Source organism: Actinoplanes sichuanensis (assembly GCF_033097365.1).
Taxonomy (GTDB): Bacteria; Actinomycetota; Actinomycetes; order Mycobacteriales; family Micromonosporaceae; genus Actinoplanes; species Actinoplanes sichuanensis.
Map to the genome: position 1 here is coordinate 7,357,306 of NZ_AP028461.1, position 20,437 is coordinate 7,377,742.

Annotated in this window: 13 protein-coding genes; 6 read left to right on the forward strand and 7 right to left on the reverse strand. The window is 70.3% G+C overall.

Annotated features, from left to right (window positions below):
- Positions 1-25: 25 nt before the first annotated feature.
- The 3 genes from Q0Z83_RS33895 to Q0Z83_RS33905 all read right to left on the reverse strand — a co-directional run bounded on the left by Q0Z83_RS33895 (position 26) and on the right by Q0Z83_RS33905 (position 7,831).
- The gene (locus Q0Z83_RS33895) at positions 26-1,084 is read right to left on the reverse strand and encodes a DUF3068 domain-containing protein (RefSeq protein ID WP_317787316.1); all 1,059 of its coding nucleotides are present in this window, start codon (positions 1,082-1,084) and stop codon (positions 26-28) included.
- A 67-nt stretch (positions 1,085-1,151) separates the two neighbouring features.
- Positions 1,152-6,098 (reverse strand): alpha-(1->3)-arabinofuranosyltransferase domain-containing protein, encoded by a 4,947-nt coding sequence (locus tag Q0Z83_RS33900; protein WP_317787317.1) that lies wholly within the window; start codon positions 6,096-6,098, stop codon positions 1,152-1,154.
- On the reverse strand, positions 6,095-7,831 hold the full coding sequence (locus Q0Z83_RS33905; protein ID WP_317787318.1) for a substrate-binding and VWA domain-containing protein: 1,737 nt from the start codon (positions 7,829-7,831) through the stop codon (positions 6,095-6,097). Before Q0Z83_RS33905 ends, Q0Z83_RS33900 begins: the two co-directional genes overlap by 4 nt.
- Before the next feature lie 104 nt (positions 7,832-7,935).
- On the opposite strand from Q0Z83_RS33905, the gene Q0Z83_RS33910 reads away from it, so the two are divergent.
- A complete protein-coding gene (locus tag Q0Z83_RS33910) occupies positions 7,936-9,120 on the forward strand; it encodes a glycosyltransferase family 4 protein (protein WP_317787319.1) in 1,185 nt (394 codons plus the stop codon).
- Between the two features lie 135 nt (positions 9,121-9,255).
- Here Q0Z83_RS33910 and Q0Z83_RS33915 read toward each other — a convergent pair whose 3' ends face one another.
- Positions 9,256-11,043, reverse strand: a complete 1,788-nt coding sequence (locus tag Q0Z83_RS33915) for a hypothetical protein (RefSeq protein WP_317787320.1) — start codon at positions 11,041-11,043, stop codon at positions 9,256-9,258.
- Entirely contained in the window at positions 11,043-12,914 is a 1,872-nt protein-coding gene (locus Q0Z83_RS33920; RefSeq protein WP_317787321.1) for a hypothetical protein, read from the reverse strand. Before Q0Z83_RS33920 ends, Q0Z83_RS33915 begins: the two co-directional genes overlap by 1 nt.
- Positions 12,915-13,115: 201 nt before the next feature.
- Between Q0Z83_RS33920 and Q0Z83_RS33925 the strand changes: the two genes are divergently transcribed.
- The 5 genes from Q0Z83_RS33925 (at position 13,116) to Q0Z83_RS33945 (ending at position 18,689) form a co-directional block, all read left to right on the forward strand.
- The gene (locus Q0Z83_RS33925; RefSeq protein WP_317787322.1) at positions 13,116-14,333 is read left to right on the forward strand and encodes a nucleotide sugar dehydrogenase; all 1,218 of its coding nucleotides are present in this window, start codon (positions 13,116-13,118) and stop codon (positions 14,331-14,333) included.
- Positions 14,330-15,121 carry a glycosyltransferase family 2 protein gene (locus Q0Z83_RS33930; RefSeq protein ID WP_317787323.1) on the forward strand — a complete coding sequence of 264 codons (792 nt, stop codon included), beginning with the start codon at positions 14,330-14,332 and terminating at the stop codon, positions 15,119-15,121. The genes Q0Z83_RS33925 and Q0Z83_RS33930 overlap by 4 nt, the downstream gene beginning before the upstream one ends.
- Before the next feature lie 85 nt (positions 15,122-15,206).
- Positions 15,207-16,232 (forward strand): NAD-dependent epimerase/dehydratase family protein, encoded by a 1,026-nt coding sequence (locus tag Q0Z83_RS33935; RefSeq protein WP_317787324.1) that lies wholly within the window; start codon positions 15,207-15,209, stop codon positions 16,230-16,232.
- Positions 16,196-17,419: a polysaccharide biosynthesis protein gene (locus tag Q0Z83_RS33940; RefSeq protein WP_317787325.1), complete on the forward strand. Its 1,224-nt coding sequence runs from the start codon at positions 16,196-16,198 to the stop codon at positions 17,417-17,419. Before Q0Z83_RS33935 ends, Q0Z83_RS33940 begins: the two co-directional genes overlap by 37 nt.
- Positions 17,420-17,453: 34 nt before the next feature.
- Positions 17,454-18,689, forward strand: a complete 1,236-nt coding sequence (locus Q0Z83_RS33945; RefSeq protein ID WP_317787326.1) for an AI-2E family transporter — start codon at positions 17,454-17,456, stop codon at positions 18,687-18,689.
- A 444-nt stretch (positions 18,690-19,133) separates the two neighbouring features.
- Here Q0Z83_RS33945 and Q0Z83_RS33950 read toward each other — a convergent pair whose 3' ends face one another.
- Both Q0Z83_RS33950 and Q0Z83_RS33955 read right to left on the reverse strand, forming a co-directional pair.
- Positions 19,134-19,511: an HPF/RaiA family ribosome-associated protein gene (locus Q0Z83_RS33950; RefSeq protein ID WP_317787327.1), complete on the reverse strand. Its 378-nt coding sequence runs from the start codon at positions 19,509-19,511 to the stop codon at positions 19,134-19,136.
- A 70-nt stretch (positions 19,512-19,581) separates the two neighbouring features.
- The gene (locus tag Q0Z83_RS33955) at positions 19,582-20,355 is read right to left on the reverse strand and encodes a M15 family metallopeptidase (protein ID WP_317787328.1); all 774 of its coding nucleotides are present in this window, start codon (positions 20,353-20,355) and stop codon (positions 19,582-19,584) included.
- Between the last annotated feature and the right edge of the window lie 82 nt (positions 20,356-20,437).

The window sequence follows — 20,437 nt, forward strand, 5'->3', positions numbered from 1 at the left end:
GATGGTACGGGCTCAGTCGAAACGGTCAGGCCTTGTCCGAGGTGACCTGGGTGGTCTCCGCCTCGTCGTCCTCTTCCTTGGCGGCGTGCCGCGGGGTGCCGGCCCACTGGCCCGGAACCGCGACCGGAGCCGCCTTGCCACCACGGGCGACCAGGATGCCGCCGATGATCGCCAGCAGCAGGCCGAGCGCGGCGAGGCCGATCGGGCCCCAGACGCCGACCAGGTTCAGCTTGCTGACGTTCGACTTGGCCGTGTCAGCCGACTTCTTGACGGTCTCGTCGGTGTAGGCGAAGTTGGCGTCGAGGATGTCGACCGAGCGGCCGTCGGTGGAGACGAGCTGCTTCTTCTGCTGTTCCTGCACCTTGATGTAGGCGCCGGTCTTCGGCTCGACCCAGACGGTACGGACGTTGCTGTACTTGACCGAGCCGCTGGTCGCGCCGGGCAGCAGCGCGCCGAGGATCACCGAGAGCCGGTCGGCCGGGACGTTCTGGGTCTCATCGGTGAGGGTCTGCTGGAACTGGTAGGTCTCCAGGCCCTGGATCTCCTCGGTCTTCACGAAGACCGCGTCCTTGGCGGCGAGGATGTCCCGGTCGAAGATCTGGTAGGTCTTCTTCTCGGTACCGAACGGGAACTTGTAGACCTGGCCGGCGTACTTGACCGGCTCACGCTCGCCGCCGGTGTCCAGCCACTGGCCGCTCCAGTCCTGCGCGGCACCCGTCTTGCGGTCCACCGCGAGCGACGTGCTGTACGCGCTGACCAGCTCGGACGTGTCGGTGCGCTGGACCTGCTGGCCGGCCACCCAGACGAGGGCGGTGCCGTCCAGGCCGCCGCTGAGCTTCGCGGTCGAACCGGCGTCGGGCTGAACGGTGACCGTCGAGCGCAGGTTGCCGGAGTTGACCACTACCTGGCCGTTGGTGATCTGCATGAAACGGGCGTTCGGCGCCTCGGCCACCGACTGGGTCAGCTCCATGTCGTACGGGAGCTGAGCGGCTGTCGGTGCCACGACGAAGGCAAGGCCGCCGGCGAACACCAGCGCCAAGACGCCGAAACCGAACAGCACGGTGCCGATGACGCGGGACTTCATATGTCCTCCACGAGGATGGAAACGAAATTGCGGCAGGTGAGATGTATGCCGAGCTTGCAGGAGGTTACTACTGAGTCACATCAGGAAGCGAGACCCCTGACACATCTTCCTGAACGATTGTTGAAACGGACTCGTTTTCGCGCCGGAACACGACCGTGAAGTTCCACGTCGCGAACTCCCGGAGCACCGGCACCGAGGCCACCCAGTGGGCCCACCAGGGGTGGTATCGCGGAATCACATCGACCACCGTGACAGCGCCGGCACGGCGGGCGGCCCGGGCCCAGCGCATCATTCGCGCCGCACTGACCGGGAAGAGCGTCTCCATGTAACGGTTCTTCGGCTCGCGACCGAATTTCCGCAGGTAACGGCGTCGGGCACGTTCGCCGCCGAGCAGGTGCCAGGGTCCCGTCTCGTGTCCGCCGTGCGGTGACCACCACGGTGTGAAAGACACGAAGACGGTGCCGCCCGGGCGGGTCACCCGGACCATCTCGTCGAGCATCTTCTCCGGTTCGGAGACATGCTCCAGGACGTTCGACGAATAGCAGACGTCCAGGGAGCCGGTCCGGATCGGCAGAGCGGTGCCACTGCCCCGCACCATACCGGCGACCTTGGCCCCGGCGTCGGCGAAGTCACCGACGGCCGGGTCGAGCCCGTGGTACGAGGCGCCGGCCTTCTCGAACTCGGAGGCGAAATATCCCGGCCCCCCGCCGACGTCGAGCACCCGGGCCCGGTTCAGGTCGACGTAGGCGCCGAGCTGGCGTACCGAGTCCTCGGCGAGCAGCGAGTAGAACCGGTCCGGGTCGGTCTGCTCGACCAGGAAGGTGCGGAACAGGCGTACCGACCGGCCCAGCGTGGCCCGGTGCTCGACGATCGGCTGGTCGTCCACTGAGATCTCCCTCTCCGGCCTACCCGCCGACGGTGCGGCGGCGGCCGCGACCGCGCAGGCGGCCGCCAGCATCGCCAGCTGCACCGCGGCGCCGTACGCCCACTCCTGACCGTGTCCCAGCAGCCGACCACCGACCGCGATCCCGATGCCCGCCGCGGCGGCCGTGAAGGCGAGCGGTGGCAGCCAGCGTGGCCGCACCTGCCGCACGATGAGCGCCGCCAGCAGCAGTGCCGCACCCGCCGGACCACCGAGGACGACCGCGAGGATCATCAGCGGCACGAACATCCACCAGGCCCGCGTCCACCCGGCTCGACCGGATCCACGATCCGGCGACGGACCCGCCACCACGGCACGCCGGCGGACCGGGAGCAGCGCCAGGATCGCGACCAGCAGGATGCATCCCGCACCGGCCGCAAGGCCGGTACGGTACGGCTCGTCCGGGGTGAAGCGCAAGATCACCGAGCCTTCCTCGCCGGCCGGCACCACGAACGCCTGCTGCCAACCGTCCACCCGGACCGGGCGCAGCTCCTGCCCGTTCAGCGTGGCGGCCCAGCCGGCGTTGTGGTTCTCCGGCACGACCAGCAGCGACGCCTCGCCGGCGGCGACCGTGACGGTCCGCGCGGTGGCGTCCCACTTCTCGACGGTGACCGCCCGACGGGTGACGGCCGGGGCTGCGGCGGGCGAGCCGTCCGGGACGATCGTGGCCGTGTCGATCAGGAACGCCGCCGACGGCTTGGTCCGCAGGTGCTGGTCACCGGCCGGCAGTTGGACCGCGTCCACGGCGAAGTCGTCGCAGATGGTCACCGGCAGGTCCCGGCCGGTGCGGACGTCGGCGAGGGTGCCGGTGACCGACGTCGGGTAGGTGACCCCGCCGATCTCCACGGTAGGGCCGGTGCCGCAGGCGGCAGCCAGCGGGGTGCTGTCCGCGGCCGGGGTGAGCAGCCCGTTCAGGCCGGGGACGGTGATCTCGGCGATCCCGTCCGGGGCCGGCCAGCCCTGACCGCGCGGGTCCGCGATCACCCGGTCGGCGTTGACGACGGTGACGTCGATCCGGTCGGTGTTCGCCGCCGGGAACGTGACGAGCCCACCCGGGCCGATGTCGGTGACCGTGACCTTGTCGCCGACCCGGATCGACACCTTCGTGGGGGTGGCCGCGGTGGGCGCCGCCGGGGCGGTCACCGTGATCCGGTCGATCCGGCGCACACCGGTCCAGGCCAGGGTGAGCGTGGCGTTGTCGTCGGTGGGTTCGGCCAGCCAGGCGGTGGCCGGGTCACCGTCCACCGCGGCCTGGGCACCGGCGTTGACGTCGCCGGCCAGCGTCGTCGACGCGGAGGCGCGGACCGGCAGGGTCAGCGGGACCGTCGCGCCGGGGCGGAGCTGGGCGGTGAGGCGCAGGTCGTACGCGGCGTCGACCGGGGTGGTGAAGTAGCGGTCCAGGCCCAGCGGCTCCTCGCCGTTGCGGGCCAGGAACTGGTCACAGCGGGAGTTCCAGCACGCGCCGCGCTGCTGGGCGTCCCGGGCGAACACGTACGACGGGGTGGCCGTGGTCTCCAGGTCGTCCGGCGCCCGCAGGCCCCGCTCCGCGTCCAGGCCGGGGATGCCCAGCTCGCGTAGCGCGACCGCACCCCGGTAGCCGCTGCGCAGGGCGAGCACCGTGACGCGTACGGCGGTGGTGAGCCCGGGCAGCGTGGAGAGCGTGTGCGGTCCCGGGGTCTCCGGCACGAGCCGGTCCACGATGCCCTGGTCGGTGGTGAGCCGGACCATCGCGACCGGGGCGGCGACCCGCAGGTCCTCGGAGAAGTCGACGGTGACCGCGGTGACCCGCTTGGCGGTGCCCAGCTCGACGTCGATCCACTGCCCGACGCCGGACTGGAACGGGTCGGAGCGCCAGGCCGTACCCGGATCGCCGTCGAGGGCCGCGAACGGCATCCCGGACGGGTCGGTGGCACTGATCGAGTCGGCGAACCCGACACTGCTGGACGCCTGCACCGAGCGGATGCCCTGATATTCGGCGACGGTCTGGTGGACCTTGCCCTGGAACGGCAGGAAGTCCGCGCGCAGGCGACCCTGCCTGGTCTTCTCCGACCGGGTCAGGGTCTGACTGATGTTGTCCCGGACCCGGCCGATGTTGACCTCACGGCGGCGCAGGCCGTCCGAGACGATCGGCCGGGCCGACGACTCACCCGTGGTCAGGCCGAGCCTGCCGGTGGCGTCACCGGCCAGCACGGCCGGCTGACCGCCGTCGATCAAACCCTGCTCGAGTACGCCGAGCAGCGACTCGGGACCGCCGCTGACCACCGGGACGTCGGCCAGCACGGTGGCCGACACCTGCGGGACGTCCGCGGTGACCTGGTAGATCTCGATGGCCGGAACCGACACTCCGGCATCGACCGGGCTCGGGTCGGAGCCACCGACGCCCACCCGCGGGCCGAAGTCGGCGGCCAGGCCGAGACCCGGCGATCCGGCGATCGCGGCGCGCACCACGGTGATCGGCGGCGCCCCGGACGCGGCCCGGTCCAGGTCGTTGCGGACCAGCAGGTACTTGTAGCCGGAGCGGGCCAGGAACTCGGCCAGCGCCGGTGAGCCGCGGCCCTGCTCGAGCACCGCCTCGACGGTGTCCATCACTCGGATGTTGCCCTCGGAGCTGAGCGGGATCTGGTTACGCGTCGACCAGGGTGCCCCGGCCAGCGGCTGGATCGGCTCGTCGACGGTCCGGCCCCAGGTGTGCTGGGCGAACCCGGAGCCGGGCACCACCAGAGTGCGGGCCTGCGCGTTCTGATCGGTGAGCCAGCCGGTGGCCTCGCGCCAGTAGGACGGCATCTCGGACCAGCCCGGCCCGGGGCGCAGCAGCATCATCCCGGCCGGCGCGGCCGCCACCACCAGCAGCAGCGCGACCAGCGGGGCGGCCGGCACCCGCAGCGGCACCCGCCGCCAGCGGAAGGCCTTACTCGCCAGGTAGGCGAGGCCGAGCACGACGGGCAGCCGTAGCACCGGCTCCCACTTGTGCACGTTGCGCAGCGGGGCGAGCGGGCCGTCCAGCAACTCCCGCACCAGCGGGGCGAACGGGCTGTCCAGGGTGCCGACGTAGCCGACGGTGAGCAGGCTGAGGCCGGTCAGCGCGGCGATGATCAGGAAGCGGCGCTCCGGCATCCCGCGCATCGCCAGACCGCACAGCCCGAGCACGGCGACCAGCGCGGTCGCGGCCATCAGGGCCGGGTTGTCGACGAGCGTCCAGCCGGCCGGCCACCACGGGTCGCCCTGCACGATGTAGCCGACCCACTGGTTGGTACCGCGCAGCGCCTGGTACTGCGAGGTGACCGCGGTGGTGGTGCCGGACGACTCGATGAAGTCCAGGAACGGCAGGCTGTACTGACCGAACAGCAGCAGCGGGACGATCCACCACAGGGTGGTCCCGATGATGCACACCACCCACCAGAACATCAGCGCGAACAGGCGCCGGTCCCAACGGCGGGTGATCAGCCACAGACCCGGCAGCACCAGGGCCATCACCACGGCCGCCGCGTTGATGCCGCCCATGAAGAGGGCGGCCAGGGCGGAGAGCGCGGCGGCCCGACGGGGCGATCGGAACTGGCGGGCCCGGACCAGCGGCAGCATCACCCAGGGCAGGAAGACGACCGGCAGCATCTCCGAGGAGAGCGGGCCGATCTCGGTGAGCATGCGCGGGGCCAGCGCGTACGCGAGCGCGCCGACGATCCGGCCGGCGTCGGTGCCGATCCGCAGCGCACGGGCCAGCAGCAGGGTGCCGAAGTAGGCGGCGCAGAGCAGCAGCGCGCACCAGACCCGCTGGGTGATCCAGGGCGGCACACCGAGCAGGTCACCGGCGGCGAAGAACGGGCCCATCGGGAACAGGTAGCCGTACGCCTGCTGCTGAAGTTCGCCGGAGGCGGACCACGGGTTCCACAGGTGCAGCGCCCGTTCCATGAAGCCGATCGGGTTCTCGGCCATGTCGAGCTTGGTGTCGAAGGTGATCCGGCCGGGCCGCTGGATGAAGGCGAGAACGATCAGGACCACGGCGCCCAGGCCGGCGAGCACGTGCCGGCTGGGGCTCGGCGGAACCGAGGGCCGCAGGCTGGTCACAGGGGTCGACCGCTCCAGGGTCGCGGTCATCGGCGGCACCTCGGAGGCAGGCAGCTGAACTCGGCCAGCGCAGTGTAGAAGATCTGTCGGATGCCGGAGGGCTTCTCGGTGAGGGCGACCTGACCGCCGGTGGCCTTGGCGATCTGGTTCAGCTCGCCGGCGTCGATCTCCGGGCCGACACCGATGAAAAGGATCGGCAGCGGGCGTTTGCGGTCGACGAGCCGGCCCAGCTCACGGAGGAGTTCCGGGCGTTTGAGGCCGCTCGCGTTGTCGTCGGTGCCGTCGGTCAGGATCAGCACCATGTTGATCCGGCCGGGCGTCCAGTTGCGGGTGGCGTCCCGGTACGCGGCGAGCGCGGTGTCGTAGAGGCCGGTGTGCCCGTTGGGCTCGACCTCCATCCTGCCGACCTTGCGGATCAGCTCCTCGCGACGCGGGCCGATCGGGCCGACCGGGATCACCTCGCGATAGTCGCGTTTGCCGTCCAGATCGGTGGAGAACTCCCAGATGCCCAGCTCGGTGGTGGGCAGCAGCAGCTTCACCCCGTCCTGGGCGGCCTTCACGGTGGCCTGCATCCGGGTCTCCGACGAGCCGGGGACGACCGCGGCCATCGAGCCGGAGATGTCGAAGACGGCCAGCATGCGGGCACTGATGTGCACCCCGCCCCACGCGTTGAGCAGGGCTTCGGTGTCGGTTTCGGAGGGCAGGGCGGCCGGCGCGTACGTCCCGGTGCGGATCTTGGTGGCGCTCACGACCCCGGCCGGAGCGGCGCCGGACGGGGTGCGCAGCCCGTAGGCGCTGATCACCGAGGCCCCGTTGGCGGCCAGCATCGCGCGCAGCAGGGTGGCCGCGTACTCGCGCGGCTCGTCCTCGGCGGTGATCACCGCGTACGGGTAGTCCGGCCCGGGCACCGCGGTCCCCGGGTAGACGGCGACCTGCTTCTTCCCGCCGTCGGCGGCGAACAGGACCTGCTGCTCGGTGCTGATCACCGCGGACTCGTCCTTACCCGGTCCGGCCGGGTCCGGGACGGCCTCACCGGCGGTGGAGACGGTGTACGGCGACAGCCGCCGCATGATCGCCGCGGTGCCCGGCGCGTCGCCCTTGGCGATGTTGCGGATGCCGACCAGAGCGCCGAAGCCGAGCGGGCTGGTCGCCGGGTCGGGCAGCGCGACCGGGACCGGGAGCTTCGCGGCGCCGACCAGTTTCGGCCAGGTGAGCTGCTTCTTGCCGGCCAGGCGGGTGGCCGTGTTCTGGTCGAGCGCGAGGACGACCGGGGAGGTGGCCACCGAGATGCCCTCGGCCGGTACCCCGAACGCGCCGGCCGACCGGGCCCGGCGCAGCCACAACGTCGACTCGGGCACCCAGACGTCGGGGGCCGGTTCGGCCGATTCGACAGGGGCGCCGGCACTCGGGCTTGCCGACTTTCCTCCAGCCGGGCTCGCGGAAGCCGATCCGGAAACCGTGACAGCCGAATCCGGGGCGGTACGCGCGACCGCGCGCAGCACATCCGCCGACTCGCGCTCCTCGACGATCAGGTCGAGGCACTCGTCGCGCGCGGTGAGCCGGGAGGCGATCTCCCGGATCGGCGGGGCGATGCTCGGTGCGGCGGCGACCCGCAGCGTGGTCCGCTGCGAGCACGGCGGATCGCTCCGGGTTCGATCGATATACGTATATCCCGACCATCCCGCGAGAACCGCGATCAGCGCGATGCTCAGCATCGTGACCGGCCAGAACTCCGGTCGCGAGCGGAGGCTCCCTTCGCTCACGCGGCTCCTTCCGATGTAACGCGCCCGTTGCGTACGTTCCCAGAGCTGACCTAGTGTGACGCGACCGCGAATCGTACTCGCTAGTAGGGGTGGCAGAGTAGACCATGACGGATGCCTGCGGCGGTCACGTCCTGTTCATGAACTGGCGCGACACCAAGCACCCCGAGGGCGGGGGCTCAGAGCTCTACCTGGACCGGGTGGCCACCGAACTGGTGCGCCACGGTTACCGCGTGACCCTGCTCTGCCAGGCACACGGGACCGCCCCGGCGGAGGAGAGCACCCCGGAGGGGGTGCGGATCGTCCGCCGCGGTGGACGGCACACCGTCTACCTTCTGGCCGCCATCACCTACCTGCTCGGCTTCCTCGGCATCGGACCACTGTCCCGACGTCGCCTCGGCCGACCGGACCTGATCATAGACGTGGGCAACGGCATGCCGTTCCTCAGCCGCCTCTATGTCCGTAAACCGGTGATCGTGCTGGTCCACCACGTGCACCGGGAGCAGTGGCCGGTGGTGTTCGGCCCACGGATCGCACGGATCGGCTGGTGGATCGAGTCGGTACTGGCCGTCCGGGTCTACCGGCGCTGCGCGTACGTGACGGTCTCCGAGTCGACCCGTGAGGAACTGGTCGGCCTGGGCGTGGACCGGCACCGGATCTCGGTGGTGCACAACGGGACACCCGAGGTGACCGGACCACCGCATCCGCGCAGCCCCAACCCGACCCTGATGGTGCTGGGCCGGCTGGTGCCGCACAAACGGGTCGAGTTCGCGTTGCGGGCCACCGCGCTGCTCGCCGCCGAACTGCCCACCATCGAACTGGTGGTGGCCGGGCAGGGCTGGTGGGACGAGCCGCTACTGCAGCTCACCGCCGACCTGGGGATCGAGGACCGGGTGCGGTTCACCGGCTTCGTCACCGAGGAGCACAAGCACGAGCTGCTCTGCCGGTCGTGGCTGCTGCTGATGCCCTCACTCAAGGAGGGCTGGGGCCTGACCATCGTCGAGGCGGGCGTCCGGGGCACACCCTCGGTGGCGTTCCGCTCGGCGGGCGGGGTGGCCGACGCGATGGCCGACGGGGAGACCGGCGTGCTCGTGGAGAACGAGTACGACTTCTTCCTCCAGGTCCGCGCGCTGCTGCTGGACGCCTCCCGCCGGACCGGGATGGGCCTGGCCGCGGCCGTGCACGCGAGCGCCTTCACCTGGGAGAAGGCCGGCCAGGGATTCTCCGACGTGGTGGCCCGGCAGCTGGGCGGCGGCCAGCAGATCCCGGCCGACGAGCCGGTTCGCAACTAGCGACCGCAGAACGAAAACAGCCGGTCAGCGAGATGCTGACCGGCTGTTTCCTCGGTACTCAGCGAGAGCCGTAGGCCGCCGCACCCTGCTGCGGATCGGTCTTGCTCACGCTGGCGACGTGGTCGGCGGAGGGGTTCAGGGCGCTGGCCGCCGCGAACACTCCGACGACCCCGAGGATGCCCCCGGCGAACGTCGCAACAATGAACGTGGCCAGTTTGGCCATGATCTTTCCTCCCCGGTTCGGTAGGTGCGCGGACGGTACCACGATCTACTGCCCAGTAGCAGTAGGGAGAGAACCCCGCCGATCACGACCGCGGCCGCGAGCAGGTGCGCGACCAGGGCGGCAGCACGGCGACCGGAGTCCGCCTCTCGGAGGACAGCGGGCGCCGACGGGTTCTCCCACAGTTGAAGGTACCGACCGTCGTAAACCTGGCGCAGACCCGAAAGTACGGAATTGTCCAGCTGCTGGGCACCCTCGGCGACGAGCACCCAGCGGGTTCCGGCGGCGGCCGCCGGGCGTCCCGCGGCGAGCAGCGCGCCGACGGCGCCGGCCCGTGGGCTCTCGCCGTCGACGGTCACCAGACCGACCCGCAGGGCGTCGTTCATCAGCACCGGCACGTCCAGGAAACGGGGCGCCGGATCCCTGATCACCACGCCGCCGGCCCAGCCGTACCGCTGATAGCCCTCGAAAGGCAGGGACAGCACCTCGCCCGGACTCGCCGACACCAGTCTTGCCACCGCGTCCCAATCGGCCGGATACCGTACCGGCCTGAGCTGTCCCATCGCACCGAACGCGAGATCCGGCAACAGCATCACCGGCAGCAGCGCGGCCGCGACGAGCAGGGCCCGGCCGGAGGCCGGATCCCATCGGCGGGCGAGACGTTCGGCGATCAGCTCGGCGCCGAGAGCGAAACCGAGGGCCAGGACCAGGGTGTACGGGATGAGGAACTTCTGCCCGTCGCGGAGCAGCCCGCCGCCCGGCACGTGCACGACCGCCCACTCCAGCAGCCCGGCGGCCGGCGTGATCCCGGCCAGCGCCAGTACGAATCCACCGGCGGCCAGCACGAACAGCCGGTCCGCGACGTCCGGCAGGCGGCGGCGCAGCTCCCGCAGGCCCGGCACGGCCACTGCCAGCAGCACCAGCGTCACCAGCGGGGCCAGCACCGACTCACGACTGGCCGGGACGGTCTGCGCGTTCCAGATGCCGCCGGTCCCGAGCAGCGCGGCGAGCGTGCCCGCCCAGTTCTCGGCACGGGCCGCGAACTGGGCCACCCCCTCCGGGTCGGACGCTCCCCCGGCCGGGCTGGTCAGCGCGGCCACCAGCCACGGCGCGTTCAGCGCGGTCACCGCGGCCAGGGCGGCGGCGGTCACCCGCCGACGCAGCGGCAGCAGCACGGCCACGGTCACCAGCGCGATCAGGCCGCCGGTGGGCGTCAGGGCGGCCGGTCCGGCCGCGATCACCAGGCGAGGCAGGCCACCCTTGCGGCCGGCGCGCACGTCCCGCGCCGCGATGATCAGCCAGGGCAGGCAGGCGTACGCGAGAAGCAGCGCCCACTGGCCGAGCAGGAGGCGTTCGGCCAGGAACGGGGTCCACGCGAAGGCCAGCGCCGCCACGGCTCGGGGTAGCAGCCGTTGGGTGGGCAGCAGCCGGGCCGCGCCGAGGGCGGCCAGGTAGACGATCGCCACCAGTGCGATCCGCTGCAGCAGCCAGCCCGGCATCACCGTGTTCGCCGCCGACACCACGGCGTCCAGCGGCACGGCCCGCGGCAGCGCGTCCGCCGGGGCCACCATCTCCCAGGTCATCGGCTGCCGCGGCACGAACGTCATGTCGTAGCGCAGCACGTACCCGGGCAGGGCGAGCGGCGCGAGCACGACCGCCGTGACGGCGCCCGCGATCGTGTGGAGGACCGGCCCCGCGCGCACTACCCCGCCGGGGCCGGGACGACCTGGCCCACGGTGATCTCGTCGGTGCAGACCCCGGCTCCGTCACCGAGCAGGTCGATCTCGACCGTGTTCCCGCCGCCCGAGGCGAGCGCGAACACCTCGTTCAGCCCCTGGTGCACGTCGAACGGGATCAGCTCGCCGGAACCGATCCGCAGCGTCGCCGAGGCGTTCTTGTCGCTCAGGTACGCGATCCGCACCACCCACCAGTAGTCGAAGACGGTCGACTGCAGCGGGACGGTGACCGGGGCGCCGGTGATCCGATACCCACAGCCCTGCACCGGTCCCGGCTGCGCGGAGACCCCGTTCACCCAGGCCCGGCGGATGTGGCCGCCCTCGTCGAACGCCGACAGCTGACGGGACTGGATCACGAAGATCGGGCCGTCCTTGCCGAGCGGCGAGAAGAACTCGGACTGTTTGTTGTACGGCGCGGACAGCCGCCCCACCACGTCCTCGGGGACCGTCCCGTCCATGAACACCGTGCCCGCCGGTGCGGCGGCCAGCTCCGCCTTCGCGGTGAGCAGGTAGTCGCGGCCCTTCTTGATCGCCCACTCGTCGCCGAACCGGATCGACGTCAGACCGGCGCTGGCCCCCAGCAGCACGATCACGAACGCGAGCACCGGCAGTGCCCGGGGGCCGGTGAGCAGCCGGGCCCGCGGCCGGACCGGAGCGGCCGCCTCCTCGATCCCCTCGCGTCGCACCCCGCAGAACGCGGCACCGGCCGCGATCGCCACCACCACCATCACGTCGGCGATGTAGCGGGGCACCGCACCGGCCACGCCGCTGTAGATCGACCCGAGGCGGGTCGCCCCGAGCAGGCCCGCCACCAGCGCCGTATACAGGAACATCAGCAGCCACGCCCGCCCGGCCTCGGCGCCCCGCAGCCACACGGTGAACGCCATGAGCAGCACCACGACGCCGGTCGCGGCCCAGCGGAAGGCCTCCACCGGCGCGGTGACCGGGGCGCCGTCACCGGCGGCCATCCACTGCCACGGCCCGCCCACCATGCCGGGGAAGAGCGTGTTGCCGAACATCTGGGTGACGAACGTGATCACCTCCTGCACCGAGGACGGCCGGCGCAGCGAGGAGGTCGACCGGAGCAGGTAGAAGAGCAGGAACAGCACTGAGATGTTGGTCAGCACCGCCCACGACGGCCACCAGCGGCGGATCGTGGTCCACAGCGACCGGAACGGGCCGCCCCGGGTGTAGAGGCACAGCGTGGTCAAAAAGACCAGGGCGACCGCGAGCAGTGCCTTCTCGAAGAAGATCAGCCCGAACGCGATCGACAGACCAAGCGTGACCAGGTGTTTCGGCCTGCGGGTCCGGATGTATTTCACCTGTGCACCGACCGCGAGGATCATCGCCAGCTGCATCGGCAGCATGTTGATCCCGACCGCCCACCACGAGGTGGCCTCCAGGGTCAGCGGGCTGAACAGGAAGATCGACAGCGGCACCAGCACCGCCCAGCCGGGCTCCAGCATCAGGTGCAGCAGCCGGTAGAGCGCGATGCTCACCGCCAGCTGCCCGACCACCAGCAACGTCAGGTACGGCGTGTAGGTGAACCCGCCGACCTGGTTGGTCATCCACGTGACCAACTGACCGGCCGGCATCAGGTGGTTGTTGAACAGACCGAAGAGGTAGTCGGGGCTCAGCCCGTGCTTCTCCGCCATCGAGACGAGCGGGAAGTCGTCGTACGACAGATATCCGCGGTGCGCGATCATCGCTCGCGCGGCCACGCTGATCGCGATCAGCACGGCGGCGACGGCGGTCACGGACAGGGTGATCCCGGGAATCGGGTTACCGCTCGGTAGTGAAGGCGGTGAGCTGCGCTCGGGTTGCGGAGCCAAGGACACGTCAGCAGGTTGCCACAGGCTCCCTCCTTTGGACAGGTCGGGGCCGATCAACAGGGCGAGACGTGCTGGTCCGACCCGCTGAATCAGCGTTCAAAGTAGCCACTAGACCCGAGATTGACTCACCAGTAACCTGCACGAGCCGACACCAAGCCGATACAGAGCCGACACAGATCGGTGGCACCGAGGCGATTGCGAGGCGAGATGACCGATTCCCTGGACGTCACCGGCACAGAGGCCGGGGTGGACGTCTGCGTGGTCGGAGGATGTGGCCGGGTGGGCCTGCCGCTGGGCATCGCCCTCGCCTCCCGTGGCTTGTCCGTGTTGCTGTACGACATCGACGCGGCCGCGGTGGACCGGGTCAACTCGGGTGTCATGCCGTTCGACGAGGAGGGCGCGGCCGAGCCGTTGGCCGAGGCGCTGGCCGCCGGCCGGTTGCGGGCCGACACCGCCCCGGAGAGTGTCGGACGGGCCGAGGCGCTGGTCGTGGTGGTCGGCACCCCGGTCGACGAGCACCTCAACCCGGACCTGGGCGCGGTGCCGCGGGCGATCGAGCGCTGCGTCGAATACCTGCACGACGGCCAGCTGATCGTGCTGCGCAGCACCGTCTACCCGGGTGTCACCGCACTCACCGAGAAGCTGCTGAACAGCCGCGGCCTGCACGTCGACGTGGCGTTCTGCCCGGAGCGGATCGCCGAGGGCAAGGCGATGACCGAGCTCTTCGCCCTGCCGCAGATCGTCGCCGCGCGTACCCCGCAGGCCCTCGACCGGGCGGAGAAGCTGTTCCGGCACCTGACCGACTCGATCGTCACGCTCGAACCCGAAGAGGCCGAGCTGGCGAAACTGTTCACCAACACCTGGCGCTATCTGAAGTTCGCCGCGGCCAACCAGTTCTGGATGATGGCCAACGACTTCGGCCTCGATTTCGCACGGATCCGGCACGCCGTCGCGTACGACTACCCGCGCGCCGCCGACCTGCCGATGCCCGGGTTCGCGGCCGGGCCGTGCCTACTCAAGGACACCATGCAGCTGGCCGCGTTCAACCGGAACAACTTCGTGCTGGGCCACTCCGCGATGCTGATCAACGAGGGCCTGCCGCTGTACCTGGTGTCCCGGCTGGAGGACCGCTTCGACCTCGGCGAGCTGAGCGTCGGCATCCTCGGGATGGCGTTCAAGGGTGGCTCCGACGACTCACGGGACAGTCTGGCGTACAAGCTGCGCAAGATCTTGACCTTGAAGGCGCGGGAGACCCTCTGCACCGATCCCTACGTCAAGGACGACCGGTTCCTGCCGCTCGACGACGTGCTCAAGCGCGCCGACCTGCTGGTGATCGCCTCGCCGCACCCGGACTACCGGACGCTGGACACCGAGAAACCGGTCATCGACATGTGGGGCCTCACCGGACAGGGGGTGCTGGTATGACGCCACGGGTCTCCGTCGTCATCCCGGTCTACAACGAGGGACCGGAGGTGGTCCGCCACCTGGAGCGGATCCTCCGGGAGGTGCTGCTGCCGGCCGAGATACTGGTCGTGCACGACATGCCCGAGGACACCACGGTGCCGTTCGTGAACGAGCTGGCCCGCACCGACCCGCGGGTGCGGGCGGTGCTCAACACGTACGGGCGCGGGCCGGCCAACGCGATCCGGTTCGGCATCGACGCGGCACGCGCCCCGGTGGCGGTCGTGACGATGGCCGACGGCTGCGACGACCCGCAGCAGATCGACGAACTGGCCCGACTCGTCGACCGCGGGGTGGTGGTCGCGGCGGCGTCCCGCTACATGCCCGGTGGGCAGCAGGTGGGCGGTCCCCGGTTCAAGCGGATCGCGTCCCGGTGGGCGGGCAAGACGCTCAAGACGTTCGCCCGGGTCGGCACCCGCGACGCCACGAACAGCTTCAAGGCGTACGACACCGAATTCGTCCGTGAAGTGGGCATCGAGTCGGACACCGGTTTCGAGATCGGCATCGAGCTGACCGCGAAGGCGACCCGGCTGCGCCGCCCGGTGGCCGAGATCCCGACGATCTGGCTCGACCGGCAGCTCGGCGAGTCACACTTCGACGTGGGCCGGTTCATGCCGAGTTATCTGCGCTGGTACTTTTTCGCGTTCGGCCGGCGGATGTCGGACGCTCAGATGGCCGCCCGCTGGGCGGCGAAGAGGCCTGCTCCGGCACCGGTTGTCGGTGGGCGACACAGGGAGGACACGCCGGCATGATCGACTGCACCGAGCCGCGACCCCCTGCACTCAACAGGAAGCCTCCCAGGCGAGGGCCGGGAGAGCATGCCCAGGAAGGCACAGTATGAAGGTGCTGGTCACCGGCTCGGCCGGTTTCATCGGCGGATATCTGGTCGAGGAACTGCTGGGCCGCGGGCACGAGGTCGTCGGCCTGGACAACTTCTCCAAGTACGGGCCGGTGTCGCACAGCTACGACGACCACCCGAACTACAGCTTCACCGAGGGCGACGCCCGGGACACCGAGCTGGTGACCCGGCTGCTGGCGGGCTGCGACCACTTCGTGGCCGGTGCGGCGATGATCGGTGGCATCTCCTACTTCCACGCGTACGCGTACGACCTGCTCGCCACCAACGAGCGGATCATGGCGTCGTCGTGTGACGCGGCGATCGCGGCGCACCGCAACGGCGGGACGCTGAAGAAGGTCACCTACGTGTCGTCGTCGATGGTCTTCGAGTCGACCGACCGCTGGCCCAGCAAGGAGGGCGACCAGCTGGAGGTGCCGCCGCCGATCTCGTCGTACGGCTTCCAGAAGCTGGCCGTCGAGTACTACGCCCGCGCCGCCTGGGACCAGTACAAGCTGCCGTACACCATCGTGCGTCCGTTCAACTGCGTCGGCATCGGCGAGGGCCGGGCGCTCGGTTCGGCCGAGGTGATGTCCGGCAACGTCAAGCTGGCCATGTCGCACGTCGTCCCGGACCTGGTGCAGAAGGTGCTCAAGGGCCAGGACCCGCTGCATGTGCTGGGTTCCGGCGACCAGGTGCGGCATTACACGTACGGCGGGGACCTCGCGCGGGGCATCGCGACCGCGATCGAGCACGAGAGCGCGCTGAACGACGACTTCAACCTGTCGACCGCCGAGTCCACCACCGTGCTCCAGCTGGCCGAGGTGATCTGGCGCAAGATCAAGGGGCCGGACGTGCCGTTCCGGGTGGTCAGCGACGAACCGTTCGCGCACGACGTCGCGATGCGCGTGCCGGACGTGACCAAGGCCGCCGAGGTGCTCGGTTTCACCGCCGAGACCAGCCTCGACACGATGCTGGACGAGGTGATCCCGTGGATCACGCAGGCGGTGGAAGAGGGACGGCTGTAGCCCCCTCGCGCCTCGGGATCGGCGCCGCGGCGGTCGCCGTGGCCAGCGCGGTGACCAGCGCCTTCGGTTACCTGGTGCCGGTGCTCGGGGCCCGTACCCTGAACGCCTCCGATCTCGGCGCTCTGGCCACCGTCCTGGCCATCGCCGGCATCGTCGCCGTGCCCAGCATGGGTCTGCAGATCGCCGTCGCCGTGCACCGGGCCAAACAGCCCGGCGCCACGGCGCGGCGAGCCGGCTGGCTCACCGCGGCCGCGTGTGCCGCCCTGGTCGCGATGCTCGCGCCGGTCGCCGACGCCCTGCTCGACGTGCCGGCGCCGGTGATCCTGCTGCTGGCCGTCTACACCGGCGCGATCGTGCCGGCCGGGCGCTGGCTCGGCGAGTTGCAGGGCGACGAGCGGTTCCTGCGTCTCGCGCTGGGCATGTCGGTGCTGGCCGCCGGCCGGTACGGCGGTCTCAGCGCCGGACTGTTGCTGGGCGCCGGACTGACCGGGTCGATGCTGATCGGCACCGCCACCGCCCTGCTCATCCCGGCGGTGCTCCCGGTGCTCACCCGCGCCGTCCGTGGTGTCCGGGCCGGTATGACCATCACCGCCCGGCAGGTCTTCACCGCGTGCTCGGCCACCCTCGCCATGCTCGTCGTCTCCTACGCCGATTTCCTGCTGGCCCGGCATCTGCTGCCGGGCCACGAGTCAGGGGCGTACGCGGTCGGCACCGTTCTCACCAAGGGCGCGATCTGGGCGCCGCAGGTGGTCACCGTGCTGCTGCTTCCACGGCTCGCGAAAGGCAGCCGGCGTGCCCTGATCGTCGCGCTCGGCCTGGTCACCGCCTCCGGGACGATCCTGGTGACGGCGTCCGCGGTGGCCGGCGGACTGGCGTTCCGGTTCGCGGGCGGCGAGAACTACGTGGCACTGGGCCGCTACGCGCCGGTGTTCGCCGCCACCGGCGCGCTCTACGCCCTGGTGTTCGTGCTGATCAACGCCCAGGTCGCGGCCGGCGCGAAGTGGCCGTCGGCCCCGCTGTGGGCCGGGACCGGGCTGCTCGTCGTGGTCGCCGAGTTCGTCGTGCCGCACACCCTTCAGGCGATCATGTGGTGCGCGACCGGCACCGCCCTGCTCATCCTGGTGGCCACCGCGGTGCCCACCATCGCCCGCCACCGCCGGGCGCGCGTCCCGGCGCGCACCGGGTGATCGTTGCTTCTAGGGTGATCACATGGTCACCGGCTTGAACTCGAGAAAGACGCGAACAGCGCTGCGCACCTCGGCGAGCGTGTCGCTGCAGCTGCTGCTGGTCCTGCTGGCCGGCTGGGTGGCGTGGCGGATGCTCGGCGGCGCCTGGTCGATCATCTGGCCGGTCGTCATCGCGCTGCTGCTCACCACGCTGACCTGGCCGCCGGTCCGGTTCCTGCGCCGGCACAGCTGGCCACCGGCCCTCGCCGCCGGACTGGTCACCCTGCTCTTCCTGGTGGTCGCGATCGGCACGATGGTCGGCATCGTGGCGCCCGTCGCGGCCAAGGGCCCCGAGTTGGCCGATCAGGTCGTGGCCGGGGTCAAGGAGTTGCAGAGCTGGGCCGCCGGGCCGCCGCTGAGGATCAGCAACGAGGACATCACCGTCTACCTCGACGCCGCCGTCGACAAGCTGCAGGCCAGCGTCGGCAGCATCGCGACGGCCACCCTGAGCGGCGTCAGTTCGGTGTTCAACGGCCTGGTCAACACGGTGCTCGCGCTGTTCCTGATGTTCTTCTTCCTGAAGGACGGGCCGCGGTTCCTGCCCTGGCTCGGCCGTCAGCTTCCCGGCCGCCTCGCCGGTGACGTGCCCGCGGTCGCGTCCCGGTGCTGGGAGGTGCTCGGATCGTTCGTCCGGTCGCAGGCACTCGTCGGGCTGTTGGACGCCGTACTCATCGGAATCGGTCTTGCCGTTCTCGGGGTCGACCTCGCGCTTCCGCTCGCCGTGCTCACCTTCGTGACCGCGTTCATCCCGATCGTGGGTGCGCTCTTCGCCGGGTTCGTCGCGGTCGTCATCACGTTCGTCACCGACGGATGGACCGATGCGCTGATCGTGCTGGCCATCATCATCGTCGTGCAGCAACTGGAGGGGAACGTCTTCCAGCCGATGCTCCAGAGCCGGGGGCTCGGGCTGCATGCCGGGGTGGTTCTGCTCGCGGTGACCCTCGGCAGCAGCCTCTACGGGATCGTGGGGGCGTTGCTCGCGGTGCCTGTCGCGGCGATGGTGGCGGTCCTCTGGATCTATCTCCGCGAACAGCTCACCGAAACGCCGCCGCCTCCGGATCCGGTTTCCGCGCCGCCGCCTTCCGCCACGCCTGTCTCGGCCACGCCGGTCACGGCCACGCCGGTCACGGCCACGCCGTCCTCCCCGGCCCCGTCGGCCGCGACCGTTTCTGCCGAGCCCGTTTCCGGCGCGCCTTCTCCGCCGCCGGATTCTCGGCCCGCGGAGGCCTGACACCGGGTCTGCCTCCGCCTTTCGCCGGGCGGGGGCAGATCTATTTCAACCCTGCCGCGGTACGCGAAGCGCGTACCGCAAATTTTGTTTCCTTTACCGTTTGCGCCCGATTCATCCCCGTGCGCGAATCGCCTACCACTTCGCGAAAGTAAAGATTCGTCGAAGCAGGTGGCCTTGCTCACCGAGAACTTCAACCGTCCGGCGCAGCGCTTATATTCGCATTCGCGCACCGCCGCGAACGGGCGAGTGTGTCGATTGTTTTCCCGCGCAAGCATTTTGCGGGAGGTCGCGGAAATCAACCACTGATCATCCGCGAACGGCATGGTGGGCGCACGGCCGATTCGGGGCGGCGCGTTCGCCCACCATTCTCCAATGGTGATTTCATGATCACGGTGCGGCGTCCGTGCCCCGACCGGCGACATCCGGCCGGGGCACACGCCGGAGTCAGAGTTCCACGTCGGCCGGCTGCGGAACCTCACGCAGATGACGGTTGTGGCGCGGCTCCTGCTTCGTCTTGGCGTCGTTCAGCCGCCGGCGCAGGTCATCACGGACGTCCATGATCGCGGCGTGCAGGTCCTCCTCCGACGACGTGGTGACGACCTTGTCACCCCCGTTGACCCAGCACTCCAGGGTGACCTTCTGGCCGCGCGACTCCCGGTCCTTCACCGAGATCTCGAGTTCGGTGGCGTCGGCGTGGAAGGCGGCCAGCCGGCTGTCCAGGGTGCCGAACTGCTCGACGATCCAGTTCCGGTCACCCTGCGAGAACCCGGCCCCGACACGAAGGCACTCGGCGACAGTGGCCGGGTTGGCGACGGCACTCATCTGATCTCCTCTTTCCGGCGGATACGGTCACCGTCCTCCTACCCCGGGACCCGGGATCTTGAACGGAGTATCAGCGGTCATTTGTACTGAAATGCATGTAGTCGAGGAGAGTCTTCCACCGGCCACCCCAATAGAAGCCCTCGACCGTGAACGCGGGCACCGCACCGTCCTCGTGCATCATCCCCGGCCAGTAGTGCTCCCGGGCCAGCCACGTCCGGCTGTTCGGCGGATCCAGATAGTCACCGCGGAGCATCGGATTCTGGCGCGGGTTGATGTCGATCGCCAGGCCGTACGAATGCTGCGACCACCTCGTCGTACCCGCCACGAACCGGCACTCGTAGCCGAGCGTCAGCACCGTACGGTCCTCGACCACCATCGGCGGCATCGCCATGATCGGGAACCGCCACCGGTACAGCCGGCCGAACGCCCGCTGAATCGCACCCGCCACCGTGTGGTGCATGATCACGTACCCGTCGTGGGCCAGACCGTCGAACCCCAGATAGCGAACCCAGATCTTGCGCAGGTCGGACGCCGGAACCGGACACTTCTTGGCCGGATCCCCGTTGGCCTCGGCAGCGGTCACGGTGAGTACACGGGTGCTCCAAGCGGGCAGCGGCGTCTCCGGGGCGGTCAGGCGCAGCAGGCCATCCACCCGCAGCGGCTCCCCACGGGCGATGCCGTTCCAGGCACGCAGGTCAGACAGGGCGACCCGGTATCGCTTGGCGATCGAGGAGAGGGTGTCGCCGGGACGGATGACGTAGGCCGAAGCCACCGGCGAAGCCGAAACAGGCGCCGGGGTGGCCAGCAGGATCGCGCAGACGAGCGCGGACAGTGATCTTCTCACAGCACTCCAGGGTCACCCAAAGACCCGCACTCCTCCGGAAAACCGGCACCGATCACTCAACGGCGCCACGGCAGGGCGGCGG